Source organism: Streptomyces sp. NPDC006997, from assembly GCF_040635175.1.
Classification (GTDB): Bacteria; Actinomycetota; Actinomycetes; order Streptomycetales; family Streptomycetaceae; genus Streptomyces.
The window spans coordinates 65335-79366 of the sequence record NZ_JBEYHH010000029.1 but is presented as its reverse complement, the minus strand read 5'-3'; the positions used below and the strand labels follow the sequence as shown (position 1 = coordinate 79366).

Below are 14032 nucleotides of genomic sequence, written 5' to 3'. Positions count from 1 at the left end.
GCTTGAGGCTGTGGATAACTCCGATCAGGCTCACGTCAATCAGAGGTAGAAGGTGTCACGACATGGCCGCCTACAGCCGTCGCCACCGCCCAACGGCCTCGTGAGTCAACAGGCGGCCGGGGGTTCAGCCCGCCACCGCGAGGACCAGCGGGAGTACCGCCTTGCCGCCCGCCTGCCGAAGGAGTCGGGCGGCGATGGCGAGGGTCCAGCCGGAGTCGGTGTAGTCGTCCACGAGCAGGACGGGTCCTGGGGAGGTCTTCAAAGCCGCGGCCAACTCCTCTGAGACGGCGAAGGCTCCGGAGAGGGCCCTGACGCGCTGGGCGGAGTTGCTGCGGCGTACCGTGTGCGCGCCACTCGGCCCGGTGTGGGTCAGCGTGCCCAGGAACGGCAGACGGCCCACGTCCGCGATGCCCTGGGCGAGGGAACCGACCAGCTGGGGCCGGGCCAGGGAGGGGACGGCCACGACGCCCACCGGGCGGGCGGCGGCGTCCGGGGCGTTCGACGCCCAGCCGCCCGGGGAACGCGCCCAGTCGGCGAGGACCGTCACCGCGGCACGCAGCACGTCGTCCGGGACCGGCGTGTCCGGCGCGTTCTCGGCCAGCAGGGGCCGCAGCCGGTTGCCCCAGCCCATGTCGGAGAGCCGTCCCAGGGCGCGTCCGGTGGCGCACTGTTCCCCGGCCGGGATACGCCCCTTGAGGTCGATGCCGAGTGCGGGCAGTCCCGTGGGCCACATCCGGCGTGGCTCGACCTCCACCCCGGGCCGGTCCAGTTCCTTCGCCGCTCCCGTCAGTGTCTCCGCCGAGACCGAGGAGTCGGCCCAGGATCCCGCGCAGTTGTCGCAGCGTCCGCAGGGCGCCGCCCCCTCGTCGTCCAGTTGCTGGCGCAGGTACTCCATCCGGCACCGGTCCGTGCTCACGTACTCCCGCATGGCCTGCTGCTCGGCGGCCCGCTGCCGGGCGACCCACGCGTACCGCTCGGCGTCGTACTCCCACCGCTGGCCGGTGGCGATCCAGCCGCCCTTCACCCGCTTGACGGCACCGTCCACGTCGAGCACCTTCAGCATGGTCTCCAGGCGGGTGCGCCGGAGATCGACCAGTGCCTCCAGCGCGGGCGCGGACAGGGGCCGTCCGGCGTCGGCGAGCGCCGCGAGGGTCTGCCGCACCTGCGTCTCGGGCGGGAAGGCGGTGTCGGCGAAGTAGCGCCAGATGGCCTCGTCCTCCTTGCCCGGCAGCAGCAGCACGTCGGCGTGTTCCACGCCGCGTCCCGCTCGTCCCACCTGCTGGTAGTAGGCGATCGGCGAGGACGGCGAACCGAGGTGCACGACGAAGCCCAGGTCGGGTTTGTCGAAGCCCATCCCGAGCGCTGACGTCGCCACCAGCGCCTTGACCCGGTTGTCCAGCAGGTCGGCCTCGGCCTGGAGCCGGTCGGCGTTCTCCGTGCGCCCCGTGTACGAGGCCACCGGGAAGCCGCGCTGCCGCAGGAAGGCGGCGGCTTCCTCGGCCGCGGCCACCGTCAGGGCGTAGATGATCCCCGACCCGGGCAGCTCGTCCAGGTGCTCGGCGAGCCAGCCCAGACGGTGCGCGGCGTCGGGCAGCCGGACCACCCCGAGCCGCAGGCTCTCCCGCTCCAGCGGCCCGCGCAGCACCAGCGCCTCACCCGCGCCGGTGCCCAGTTGCTCGGCCACGTCGGCGGTCACGCGCGCGTTGGCCGTGGCCGTGGTGGCGAGCACCGGGACGCCCGGGGAGAGCTCGGCGAGCATCGCCCGCAGCCGCCGGTAGTCGGGCCGGAAGTCATGCCCCCAGTCGGAGATGCAGTGCGCCTCGTCGACGACCAGCAGACCGGTCGTGGCGGCGAGTCTGGGCAGCAACTGCTCGCGGAAGTCGACGGAGTTGAGCCGCTCCGGACTGACCAGGAGGACGTCGGTCTCCCCGCGTTCCACCTCGTCGTGGATGGCGTCCCACTCCTCCGGGTTGGCCGAGTTGATGGTGCGCGCCCGGATACCGGCCCGCGCCGCCGACTCGACCTGGTTGCGCATGAGGGCAAGCAGCGGGGAGACGATCACCGTGGGACCGGCTCCACGACGGCGCAGCAGGGCGGTGGCGACGAAGTACACCGCCGACTTGCCCCAGCCGGTGCGCTGCACCACCAGGGCGCGCCTGCGGTCCTCCACGAGCGCGGCAACGGCCTGCCACTGGTCCTCACGCAGCCGCGCCTGACCTCCCGGGTCGCCGACCAGCTCGGCGAGGATGGTGTCGGCCTCGGTACGCAGTTCCAGATCATCCATGCCCCCCATGCAACCCGATGGCACTGACAATCGGCCACCTCACCGGCGATCGGCGCCCACGCGTCACCCGAGGGGTCCGTGGGTAGGGATATAAGCCACTCAACACCCGATAAGGACCAGTGACATCAATTGCTCGTTGCCGCATCTCAGTTCGACAGGAAGAATTGAAGTCCGCTCCCCGCACGGCTGGGCCGTGATCCGGCAGAGCTTCGCTGCGGTGTGCGCTCCCCCGAATCCAATGGCGCCCGCAGTGTGGGCGCGTAGCCGAAGGGAGGATCGTGACCTTCGGATTTGCTCCGTCCTCCGCGGCATCCACGTCGACGTCCGCCGACCTGTCCGCCGCATCCGCCAACCCTGTGGCCCGTATGCTCGAACCTGCGGAGTGGGCGGCTGCGGGGATCCCCCTGCTGCGCAACCCGCGTGAGGTGGTCAGCGGACTGCACGCGCGACATCACCCCGGGCCGCACACCGCGGTCGTGGCGGTCCTCGACCCGGACGAGCGACTGCGGGCCAGCGCCTCGTTCCTCCGCCGCCCCGCCCCGGCCGACGGCTGGATGTTCCGCAACGCGCTGCTCTCCCAGCTGCGCCGGGTCATACCCCACGACCTGCGTCGCCGTACCCCGGTGCGTACGGCTGTGCTGCTCTACTGCCGTGAGGGTGACGCGCGTTGGACGGAGGAGGACGGCGCGTGGATGTGGGGGTTGCGCGACGCGTGCACCCTGCACGGCCTGCGCTGCGGGGCGTACATCACGCTGACCCGCGACGGCTGGCAGGTCCTGGGCGAGGGGCGGGGCGGACGGCGGCCGAGCGCGGACTCCGCGCCGGAGCCCTTCGCCACCGCGGAGGCACCGCCCCCGCCGCTGCGTACCGGGGGCGCCGCCTCTGAGGTCCTGCGCCGCGCGGCGGCCCGCTGAGCGCGGTCCCGTCGTCGCGGCACTGTCGTCTGGCGCTCGGCACCGCTCGCGCGTGAGGCGCCCCTTCCCGTCGTGGGTATCGCGGGGATACGCAGCGGCCGCACACATGGCCGGTCACCGTTGTACGACCGTCCCCGAGCACGGCACTGCCGCGGACAGCCCCGTGCACCGCCCCAGAAGCGGAGCGGGTCCGTACGTGCGGTGAGAGCCAGGCAGGCGTGACCGCCCACCTGACGCCACAGCTCGGCGCTGGCCCCCGCGGTACGGCGCCGGTGCGCTAGCAGGATGGGCGAACAGCCCGCGCCGCGTCCGGGGGCGACGGACGGCGCCGGTGCGCGAGCGCGGCGCGCTCGGCCGGTCAGGCCGGGTCAGCGCACGCCGAAGGGACCACTGTGCGTCCCTGCCGCATCCCGCCCCACAGCCGCCGGTCGGCCCGTTCGGACCTGCCGGAGCGGGCTCAGACGCCCGCGCCCAGCACGGCGTTGATCTGCTGCGGATCGCCGCAGACGATCAGCAGGGCACCGGCCCGGCTGAGGGCCAGCGGGAGAGCGGTCGCTGCAACGGTGTCGGAGCCGCCGTTGACGGCGACGACCACGACCGGACGGGACGCGGCCCGACCGGCGGCGGTGGCGTCTGCGTAGAAGACGTCGTCGCCCGCGTCGTGCTGCGCCCAGTACGACGCTTCTCCGAATGACAGTTCGTGGGTGGCCCACGGGTGCGGCTCGCCGGTGGTGATCACCAGCACGTCGCCGGGGGCACGCCCGGACTCCAGGAGCAGGTCCACGGCCTCCTCGGCGGCGTCGAGCGCGCCGGTGAGGGTGGCCGGGATCAGCTGGATCTGCGGGGTCTTCGCGGCCTCGCCCGAGGGGGCGGGGGCAGCGGGACCTGACGGCCCCGGCGTGGCCGTGGCCGCGTCACGCGGTGCCCGCTGCACCGGCGGCGTGGGCCGGTGCGGACCGGGACGACCGGGGCGGGGCGGGGCCGCGGGGCGGGGGCCGGGTACGGGACGAGGGGTCGGCGCGGTACGGCCACTGGCCGGAGTAGCGCGGGGACCCTGGGCACTCTCGTGAATCTGAGGCTCCTCGGGGATGAGAGGCATGAGCTGATATTTATCAAACGTCGGTGCGGCTCGCGTCAGCGGGTGGCACATACGTGCGAGCGGAGTCGTCAGAAATCGAAGCCGAGCTGCCCCTCGATCCCCGGAACGCTTCCCTCCGCCCAGCTGCGGACCTTCTTGAGGTGCCGCCACTGGGGCAGCGCATCAAGATACGCCCACGACAACCGGTGGTGCGGGGTGGGCCCCCACTCCGCCAGCGCGGCCTTGTGCACGGGTGACGGATACCCGGCGTTGTCCGCGAAACCGAAGTCTGCATGGTCGATACCCAGTTCGGCCATCATTTTGTCGCGCTGCACCTTGGCGATGACCGACGCCGCCGCGACCGCCACACACGACTGGTCACCCTTGATCACCGTCCGGACCCGCCACGGCGTTCCGAGGTAGTCGTGTTTCCCGTCGAGGATCACCGCGTCCGGGCGGACCGGAAGGCTCTCCAGGGCCCGCACCGCCGCGAGGCGCAGCGCCGCCGTCATGCCGCGCTCGTCGATCTCCTCCGGCGACGCGTGCCCGAGGGCGTACGACGTCACCCACGTCTGGAGGAGCAGGGCAAGCTCGGTGCGACGCTTGACGGTGAGGAGCTTGGAGTCGGTGAGGCCCTCGGGCGGGCGGCGCAGTCCGGTGACCGCCGCACAGACGGTCACGGGACCAGCCCAGGCCCCGCGGCCCACTTCGTCGACACCGGCAATGATCTTCGCTCCGGTCGTGGCCCGCAGGGAGCGTTCGACGGTGTGAGTAGGCGGTTCGTACGGCATGGCGCCCTAAGCGTACGCCGCCCCGAACGCCCGGCGACACCCCGGTCCGCAGTGGCCGCCGCGGAACCAGAACGGCACGGTCTCAGCCCTTCGTCGGCCGCAGCAGTGGGATCATCAACTGGTCGACCATCTCCTCGATTTCCCGATCGGTCCATTCGCTGTCGCACATCTTCGATCGGTACATCATCATGGCCGGGATGGCGTCATACACGTATTCGTTCGCCGCGTCGGTCCGCACCTCCCCTCGCTTGACTCCACGGTTGATGACATCGCGGAGATGCCCGACCGTGGGCTCCACGACACCGTCGACGATCACGCTGTAGAACCGCTCCGCCTGGAGCGAGTCGCATTCGTGAACGACTGACCGCAGGGCGAGACCGGTACGCGAGTACATCGCCTCGCGCATCCGCCGACACAGCGCCAGCAGATCCTCGCGGACGTCGCCCAGGTCCGGCGCCGCCTCCAGCCGTGGCAGCCCCGCTTGCAGCGCGTCCGCCACCAGGTCCTCCTTGGACGGCCAGCGGCGGTACACCGCGGCCTTGCCCGTCTGGGCACCGCTGGCCACGCCCTCCATCGTGAGGCCGTTCCAGCCGACCGTACTGAGCTGCTCCAACGCGGCGTCGAGGATCGCACGTTCGAGTACGGCACCGCGCCGACGGGGAGTGGCCGCCTGAGCGGGGGCGGCCGTCCAGCGCGAAGTAACCATTCGATTGTCTCCAGCAAGCAGAGTGAGCGGGGAGTCGGGGGGCGGGGCGCAGACCGGACGGCGACAGCGAGGGACACGCAGTACGGGGACATTCCAAGTGAACGGTTGCGTTCCTTACTGGGGACTCACTACCGTGGACGCCACAGTGAACGCGACCGTTCACTACACGGTTCGTGGGGGACCCATAGTGACAACCTCTCAGTTGATCGAAAACACACAGCCAGGTGCGGCTCGACGACCGGGACGTCCCGGCATCGCCCTCACCGTCATCGCGGCCTGTCAGCTCATGGTCGTACTCGATGCGACGATTGTGAACATCGCGCTGCCGCACATTCAAGCCGCGCTCCAGTTCAGCACGACCGACCTGACGTGGGTGGTCAGCGCCTACACCCTCACCTTCGGCGGTCTGCTCCTGCTCGGTGCCAGGGCCGGTGACATCCTCGGTCGCCGACGGGTCTTCATCACCGGCATCCTGCTCTTCACCTTCGCCTCGCTGCTCGGCGGACTCGCACAGGAGCCGTGGCAGCTGCTGGCCGCACGCGCCCTCCAGGGCGTGGGCGGCGCCATCGCGTCGCCCACCTCGCTGGCCCTCATCACCACCACGTTCCGCGAAGGACCGGAGCGAAACCGCGCCTTCGGTGTCTTCGCCGCCGTCTCCGCGGGCGGTGGCGCCATCGGGCTGCTCGCAGGCGGAATGCTCACCGACTGGCTCGACTGGCGCTGGGTGCTCTTCGTCAACGTGCCCATCGGTGTGCTGATCGTCGTGCTGACACCGCTCTACATCAGCGAGTCCGAGCGGCACCCGGGCCGCTTCGACATCGCGGGAGCGCTGACCTCGACCCTCGGCATGGCCTCCCTCGTGTACGGGTTCATCCGGGCGGCGGAGGACGGCTGGCGGGACAGCATGACCGTCGGGTCCTTCAGCGCCGCGCTCGTACTCCTGCTGGCCTTCGTCTTCATCGAGACCCGGGCCAGGGAGCCCATCACGCCGCTGAAGATGTTCGCCGACCGCAACCGGTCGGGGACGTACGTGATCATGCTGAGCCTGGCAGCCGCCATGTTCGGGATGTTCTTCTACATCGTGCTGTTCGTGCAGAACGTGCTCGGCTACAGCCCGATCAAGGCTGGTCTGGCCTTCCTGCCCGTCACGGTCGCGATCGCGATCGGCGCGGGGCTGTCGCAGCAGTACCTGCCGACGCTGGGCCCCAAGCCGTTCATGGTGGTCGGCTCGGCGCTGGTGGCGGTCGGTCTCGCCTGGCAGACCCTCATCAGCCCCGACAGCTCGTACGTGGGCGGCGTGCTCGGGCCGATGCTCGTGTTCGGCTTCGGTATGGGGCTGAACTTCGTCACGGCGACGGTCACCGCGGTCTCGGGCGTGGCCTCGCACGAAGCGGGGGCGGCGTCCGGCCTGCTCAATGCCACCCAGCAGGTCGGCGGGTCGCTGGGACTGTCGATCCTCACGACCGTCTTCGGCACCGCGAGCAAGGACGAGGCGGAGAAGCAGGTCCCGCAGTTCCTCGCCGAAGGCACCCCGCAGCAGAAGGCGGAGTTCGCGCAGACGCAGCAACTGCCCGCACCGTGGAGCCACGAGGTGCTCGCGCAGGGGATCTCGACGGCCTTCATCCCGGCCGCCGCGATGGCCGTACTCGCCCTCGGCACGGCATGGCTGGTGATCCGGATACGCAAGAGCGACATGGAGGCCCTGTCCGGCACGACCGGTCCCATGATGGGGTGACGGACCCGCGACGCGGCAGAACTCCGGCGGCTCACACCAGGGCGGGCCTGACGTCGGCCCGTCGCCGTGACCGCCGGGTCGGCCCGGGGCGAGCAGCGGGCGGATGGCGGCAGCGCACGTCAGCAGCGAGCCGCCCGCTGTCAGGGCGGTCGCCGCGGCACAGACCGCCACGAGCAGCACGATCACAGCCACCCAGCCCTCCACGACACCTCCAGTCACTCACCCCAAGCCCGCCGGTCGCCTCTTCGCGCAGCGGTTATCGTGACAACGGGTAAACGGTCACGGAGAGTTCCCGATAGTTGCGGAAAGTCGCGGGGTGCCGGTCGTGGAAGCCCGGCGTGACCCGATCCGCCGGTCAGGTCAGGACTCACCCGGCCACGGGTCAGAACCTAGGCGGACTCCGGACCCACAGCCCCCTGTACGGCGGTCGGCGCCCACTCCGGCAGCGCCTCGGTCCGCTCCACCCACGCGGCGGGCGGCGCCCCCGCCTTGCCCGCCGCGACGATGCCTCCCACGATCGCGCAGGTGGTGTCCACGTCCCCGCCGACCTGGGCGGTCGTCCAGAAGGCGGCTTCGTAGTCGGCCAGCGACCGGGCTGCCGACCACAGCGCGAACGGCACCGTGTCGTGCGCCGTCGTGCGCCGTCCGCAGCCCAGCACGGCCGCCACCGTGCCCGCGTCGCCGTAGTCGAGCATGTCCCGCGCACGGCGCAGTCCGGCGCCGACAGCGCTCTTGGGGACGAGCGCGATGACCCCGTCGAGCAGTGCCTCGGCGCTCGGGGGTCCGCCGGGGTCGGCTGCCAGCGCGGCAGCGGCGGCGACGGCCATGGCGCCGACGACGGCCTCCCGATGCTGATGCGTGGGGTAGGCCGAGATCTCGGCCTGGTGCGTGGCCTGCTCGGGGTCGGACGCGTACCAGGCGCCCAGCGGGGCGATCCGCATCGCCGCGCCGTTGCCCCAGGACCCCTGCCCGTTGAAGAGCGCGGCGGCCAGTTCGCGCCAGTCACCGCCCTCCCGGACCAGGCGCAGCAGCCGGTTGACCGCGGGCCCGTACCCCCGGTCGAAGTCATGGTGCTGGGCGAAGGAGTGAGCGAGGGCGTCCTGGTCGATGCGGTGGTGGGCGGTGAGGACCGCGACCACGGAACACGCCATCTCCGTGTCGTCGGTCCACTGCCAGGGGCCGGGCGGCAGCTCGCGGCGCTTCAGCAGCGGGTAGCGCCCCGGTACGAAGAACTGGGACCCCAGCGCGTCCCCCACCGCGAGTCCGCGCAGGCTGGCCAGGGCGCGGTCCAGGCGCCCGGCGGGTGAGGAGTCAGCGGTCATCGCCCTGCCACTCTAATCGGTGATCCCGTACGGCTCCGGATTCCGCCAGCGTTCGAATGGCCTGTCCAGGACGTACTTGTCGTCGTCTCCGAGAACGAGCATCCGCATCTCACCGTTCCCGGGATTGGACAGCGACTCGAATTCGGCGACCGTCCAGTGGAACCAGCGCATACAGAACAAGCGCATCGCCAGGCCATGGGTCACGATCAGCACGTTCGGCGGGTGGTCGGGGGCCTCGAAGCTGCGGAACAGGCTCTCCAGGAAGCCGCCGACCCGGTCGTAGACGTCGGCGCCGCTCTCCCCCTGCGCGAAGCGGTAGAAGAAGTGCCCGTAGGCGTCGCGGTACGCCTTCTGGAGTCGTACGTCCTCACGGTCCTGCCAGTTTCCCCAGTCCTGCTCGCGCAGGCGTGGTTCTTCGCGGACCCGTATCCGCTCGGGGTCGAGGTGGAAGCCGCGCAGGGTTTCGTGTGTACGGCGGTAGGGGGAGACGTACACGCTGACGCGTTCCCGCCCGAACAGCTCCCGCAGTCGTTTGCCGGTCTCCTCGGCCTCCTGCCAGCCGCGCTCGGTCAGCGGCAGGGCGTGGTCGGGCTCGCGCTCGTACACGGAGTCATCAACGTTGCCCCTTGACTCGCCGTGCCGGACAAGAACGATGCGCCGTGGTCGTGCCATGCCGAAACCCTAGATCGAGTGACAGCCGTTCGAGCACTCGTACGGGCTCCATACGGCGTAGGTCACACATTTTCTGCACCTCGGAGCACAGCGGCCACACGGGGTGCGGCGTTCCATAGGTGCCTCCCGGTCGTCACACCGTCCAGCTCGGCTCCAGTTCCACGATGTCGCCCGTGAGGGCGGCGACGTCCGCCTCGGTCTGGGCGCGCAGGGCCAGCCTCTCCACCCGCTCGGTGCGGTACTTGCCGTGCTCGGCGGCCGACTGCCACATCGACAGGATGAGGAACTCGCTGCCGGGCGCCTCTCCGAACAGCCCGCGGACCATGCCGGGGGATCCGGCCATCGCCGGGTTCCACACCTTCTCCTGCATGAGCGTGAAGTGCTCGGCGCGCTCCTCATGGACGCGGCAGTGCGCCACGCGGACCAGGTCCGCGTCCGTGAAGCGCGGCTCGAACCCCGTCTTGACGTCGAAGCGGTAGTCGAACAGTTTGGCCTGGGCGTCCTTGAACGTGCCCGACTGGGTCGCCGCGAGCCGGTCATGGGAGCGGGCCATGAACGAGTCGTAGAAGGCACGGCTCTCCCAGAAGGCGAAGACGTGCGCCACCCCGGGCCGCCCGCGGCTCCAGCCACCGCCCTGCCCCCGGAACCCCGGCTCCCCCAGAAGTCCCGCCCACTTCCGCTGCCCCCGCTCGAAACCGCGGCGGTCCACCACGGTGCAGCGAATCCACTTGACCAGCACCGCGCCATCGTACGGCCCGGGAGCGTGGCGTCGGTCACGTCGGGTGGAGATCACCCAAGCGGGACGGCACGCGCGCGTGGCACGATGGACAACCAGCCTTGACGAAAAGCCAGTTGGCACCGAGGCACACGGAGAAGGGGGAAGTCCGGTGAACGGCCTCATCAAGGGGATCCACAAGGCCGAGATCGCGCTGAAGTGGGATCCGAGTCCGGCGGGGCAGCCGCCCACCGATCTGGACATCATCGCCGCGCCCTATCTCGCCAGCGATCCGTACGGCGATCCGGTCCACGTAGTGCACTTCGACAGCCGCTCCCCTGACGGCACGATCCACCTCAACCGCGACAGCAAGGACGGCAAGGGCTTCGGCTGGGACGAGGTCATGACCGTGGAACTGGACCGGATCGACGCGCGGTACACGCGCGTGGTGGTCGGTGTCGTCATCCAGCAGCGTCCCGGTACGCGGACGTTCGTCAGTGTCATCAACCCGGCGCTGCGCATCCGTGAGGGGTACACCGACCTCGCCACGGACGACTTCGGTGCCGTCCTCGGCGCGACCGCGGCGACGGTCGCCGAGTTCATACGAGAGGACACGGGGGCGTGGGACTTCCATCCCGGCGTCCACGGTTTCGAGGACGACCCCGTCTCGTTCGCCCAGCTCATGGGCGCGCGCCGCGCCTGACCACCCATGACGAGGAGGGCACCGGCACATGGCCGGTGCCCTCCTCCTCAGGTACTACGGGACACCACCCGTCGGGCGGTCAGCCCGGCAGCGGGTCAGCTGCAACCGCTGGTCGAGCCGCAGCCCTCGCAGATGTAGCAGGAACCGGCCCGCTGCATCTTCGTGCCGCAGGAGAAGCACAGCGGGGCGTCCGCCTGGATGCCCAGTTGCATCTCCACCAGTTCGGCACTGGTGTGGGCCTCCTGCGGGGCGGGCTTGGCCGCCTCGACCTCGGCCCTGGGGGTGGCGACGGCCTTCAGGTCGGTCTGCCGGGGCGCCGACTGGGCCAGGCCCTCGACGTCCATGTCCTCGTCGTCGAGCGGCTCGTAGGAACCGGTCTCCAGGTGGCGCTGACGCTCCTCGGCGGAGTGGATGCCGAGAGCCGAACGCGTCTCGAAGGGCAGGAAGTCCAGCGCCAGGCGGCGGAAGATGTAGTCGACGATCGACTGCGCCATCCGCACGTCCGGGTCGTCCGTCATACCGGCCGGTTCGAAGCGCATGTTGGTGAACTTGGAGACGTACGTCTCCAGCGGCACGCCGTACTGGAGGCCCACCGAGACGGCGATGGAGAAGGCGTCCATCATGCCCGCGAGGGTCGAGCCCTGCTTGGACATCTTCAGGAAGACCTCGCCGAGGCCGTCGTCCGGGTAGGAGTTGGCGGTCATGTAGCCCTCGGCACCGCCGACCGTGAAGGACGTGGTGATCCCGGGACGGCCCTTGGGGAGCCGCTTGCGGACCGGACGGTACTCGACGACCTTCTCGACCTTGGAGGGCTCGACGGCCGCCGGGGCCTCGGCCTTCTCCTCCGCCGGCTCCTTCTTCTTGGCGGAGAGGGGCTGGCCGACCTTGCAGTTGTCGCGGTAGATCGCGAGCGCCTTGACGCCCATCTTCCACGCCTCGAAGTAGATCTCCTCGACCTCCTCGACGGTCGCCGTCTCCGGCATGTTGACCGTCTTGGAGATGGCGCCGGAGATCCACGGCTGGATCGCGGCCATCATGCGGACATGACCCATCGGGGAGATGGCACGCTCGCCCATGGCGCAGTCGAACACCTCGTAGTGCTCGGGCTTGAGGCTGGGAGCGTCGATCACGTTGCCGTGCTCGGCGATGTGGGCGACGACCGCCTCGATCTGCTCCTCCTGGTACCCCAGGCGGCGCAGGGCCTGCGGGACGGTGCCGTTGACGATCTGCATCGAGCCGCCGCCGACCAGCTTCTTGAACTTGACCAGCGCGAGGTCGGGCTCGACACCGGTGGTGTCGCAGGACATCGCCAGACCGATGGTGCCGGTCGGTGCGAGGACGGACGCCTGGGAGTTACGGAAACCGTTCTTCTCCCCGAGCCGGACCACGTCCTGCCAGGCCTCCGTGGCGGCGGCCCAGACCGGGGTGTCCAGGTCGTCCATGCGGACGGCCTTGCCGTTGGCGTCGGCGTGCTGCTTCATGACGCGCTTGTGGGCGTCGGCGTTGCGGGCGTACCCGTCGTACGTGCCGACGACCGCGGCGAGTTCGGAGGAGCGGCGGTAGGCCGTGCCCGTCATCAGGGAGGTGATGGCACCGGCGAGGGCGCGTCCGCCGTCGGAGTCGTAGGCGTGGCCGGTCGCCATCAGCAGGGCGCCCAGGTTGGCGTAGCCGATACCGAGCTGGCGGAACGCGCGCGTGTTCTCGCCGATCTTCTGGGTGGGGAAGTCCGCGAAGCTGATGGAGATGTCCATCGCGGTGATGACCAGCTCGACGACCTTCTGGAAGCGCTCGGTCTCGAAGGACTGGTGGCCCTCGCCGTCGTCCTTCAGGAACTTCATCAGGTTCAGCGAGGCCAGGTTGCAGGACGTGTTGTCCAGGTGCATGTACTCGCTGCACGGGTTCGACGCGGTGATCCGGCCGGACTCGGGGCAGGTGTGCCAGGTGTTGATGGTGTCGTCGTACTGAATGCCGGGGTCGGCGCAGGCCCAGGCCGCTTCCGCGATCTTGCGGAAGAGCGACTTGGCGTCGACCTCCTCGATGACCTCGCCGGTCATGCGGGCGCGCAGCCCGAACTGGCCGCCCTGCTCCACGGCCGTCATGAACTCGTCGTTCACCCGGACCGAGTTGTTGGCGTTCTGGTACTGGACGGACGCGATGTCGTCGCCGCCCAGGTCCATGTCGTAGCCCGCGTCGCGCAGGACGCGGATCTTCTCCTCCTCCTTGACCTTGGTCTCGATGAAGTCCTCGATGTCCGGGTGGTCCACGTCGAGGACGACCATCTTGGCGGCGCGGCGGGTGGCACCGCCGGACTTGATGGTGCCCGCGGAGGCGTCGGCGCCGCGCATGAAGGAGACCGGGCCGGAGGCGTTGCCGCCGGAGGACAGCAGTTCCTTGGAGGAGCGGATCCGGGAGAGGTTCAGGCCTGCGCCGGAACCGCCCTTGAAGATCATGCCCTCTTCCTTGTACCAGTCGAGGATCGACTCCATGGAGTCGTCGACGGACAGGATGAAGCAGGCGGAGACCTGCTGCGGCTGGGTGGTGCCGACGTTGAACCAGACAGGGCTGTTGAAGCTGAAGATCTGGTGCAGGAGGGCGTACGCCAGTTCGTGCTCGAAGATCTCCGCGTCGGCGGGAGACGCGAAGTACCTGTGGTCCTCGCCCGCCTTCCGGTACGTCTTCACGATGCGGTCGATCAGCTGCTTGAGGCCGGTCTCGCGCTGCGGGGTGCCGAGTGCACCACGGAAGTACTTGCTGGTGACGATGTTGACCGCGTTCACCGACCAGAAGTCGGGGAACTCGACGCCACGCTGCTCGAAGTTGACCGAGCCGTCGCGCCAGTTGGTCATGACGACATCACGACGCTCCCAGGCCACCTCGTCGTACGGGTGCACGCCGGGGGTGGTGTGGATGCGCTCGATACGCAGTCCCTTGGTGGCCTTGGTGCCCTTCGCCCGGGAACCTCGTGCCGGACCGCTCGCCGTCTCTGTCATGCCGCCTCCCTGTACGGGCTGAAACGCCCTGAAGTGCCCCGATGTTCCCGTGGCACGGTGTTCTGTCTGGTGTCGCGGGCACCCTCTGGCCGCCGCCCGCGACAGGTCTTCGATCGCCGCCG

Annotated in this window: 11 protein-coding genes; 3 read left to right on the top strand and 8 right to left on the bottom strand. The window is 70.1% G+C overall.

The genetic code is table 11. The features are described from left to right. Nucleotides 1–124 precede the first annotated feature (124 nt). A complete protein-coding gene (locus ABZ659_RS26295; protein ID WP_360224532.1) occupies nt 125–2284 on the bottom strand; it encodes a DEAD/DEAH box helicase in 2160 nt (719 codons plus the stop codon). Between the two features lie 278 nt (nt 2285–2562). Between ABZ659_RS26295 and ABZ659_RS26290 the strand changes: the two genes are divergently transcribed. Further along, nucleotides 2563–3198 carry a hypothetical protein gene (locus ABZ659_RS26290; protein WP_360224530.1) on the top strand — a complete coding sequence of 212 codons (636 nt, stop codon included), beginning with the start codon at nt 2563–2565 and terminating at the stop codon, nt 3196–3198. Between the two features lie 457 nt (nt 3199–3655). Here the strand turns inward: ABZ659_RS26290 and ABZ659_RS26285 are convergent, their stop codons facing one another. The 3 genes from ABZ659_RS26285 to ABZ659_RS26275 form a co-directional block, all read right to left on the bottom strand. Continuing rightward, on the bottom strand, nt 3656–4297 hold the full coding sequence (locus ABZ659_RS26285) for a hypothetical protein (protein WP_360224528.1): 642 nt from the start codon (nt 4295–4297) through the stop codon (nt 3656–3658). Nucleotides 4298–4365: 68 nt separating this feature from the next. Further along, on the bottom strand, nt 4366–5067 hold the full coding sequence (locus ABZ659_RS26280) for a ribonuclease HII (RefSeq protein ID WP_360224526.1): 702 nt from the start codon (nt 5065–5067) through the stop codon (nt 4366–4368). A gap of 82 nt (nt 5068–5149) precedes the next feature. Next, nucleotides 5150–5773, bottom strand: coding sequence for a TetR/AcrR family transcriptional regulator (locus ABZ659_RS26275; protein WP_360224524.1), 624 nt, complete (start codon nt 5771–5773; stop codon nt 5150–5152). Between the two features lie 187 nt (nt 5774–5960). Between ABZ659_RS26275 and ABZ659_RS26270 the strand changes: the two genes are divergently transcribed. Next, nucleotides 5961–7508, top strand: coding sequence for an MFS transporter (locus ABZ659_RS26270; protein WP_360224522.1), 1548 nt, complete (start codon nt 5961–5963; stop codon nt 7506–7508). 389 nt (nt 7509–7897) lie between these two features. Here the strand turns inward: ABZ659_RS26270 and ABZ659_RS26265 are convergent, their stop codons facing one another. From ABZ659_RS26265 to ABZ659_RS26255, 3 genes are all read right to left on the bottom strand, one after another. Beyond that, a complete protein-coding gene (locus ABZ659_RS26265; RefSeq protein WP_360224520.1) occupies nt 7898–8830 on the bottom strand; it encodes an ADP-ribosylglycohydrolase family protein in 933 nt (310 codons plus the stop codon). Nucleotides 8831–8842: 12 nt separating this feature from the next. Next, entirely contained in the window at nt 8843–9502 is a 660-nt protein-coding gene (locus ABZ659_RS26260) for a histidine phosphatase family protein (protein WP_360224518.1), read from the bottom strand. Between the two features lie 133 nt (nt 9503–9635). Further along, nucleotides 9636–10241 carry a YdbC family protein gene (locus tag ABZ659_RS26255; RefSeq protein WP_360224516.1) on the bottom strand — a complete coding sequence of 202 codons (606 nt, stop codon included), beginning with the start codon at nt 10239–10241 and terminating at the stop codon, nt 9636–9638. 148 nt (nt 10242–10389) lie between these two features. On the opposite strand from ABZ659_RS26255, the gene ABZ659_RS26250 reads away from it, so the two are divergent. Beyond that, nucleotides 10390–10920, top strand: coding sequence for a TerD family protein (locus ABZ659_RS26250; protein ID WP_360224514.1), 531 nt, complete (start codon nt 10390–10392; stop codon nt 10918–10920). A gap of 95 nt (nt 10921–11015) precedes the next feature. Here the strand turns inward: ABZ659_RS26250 and ABZ659_RS26245 are convergent, their stop codons facing one another. Then, nucleotides 11016–13910, bottom strand: a complete 2895-nt coding sequence (locus tag ABZ659_RS26245) for a vitamin B12-dependent ribonucleotide reductase (protein ID WP_360224512.1) — start codon at nt 13908–13910, stop codon at nt 11016–11018. Between the last annotated feature and the right edge of the window lie 122 nt (nt 13911–14032).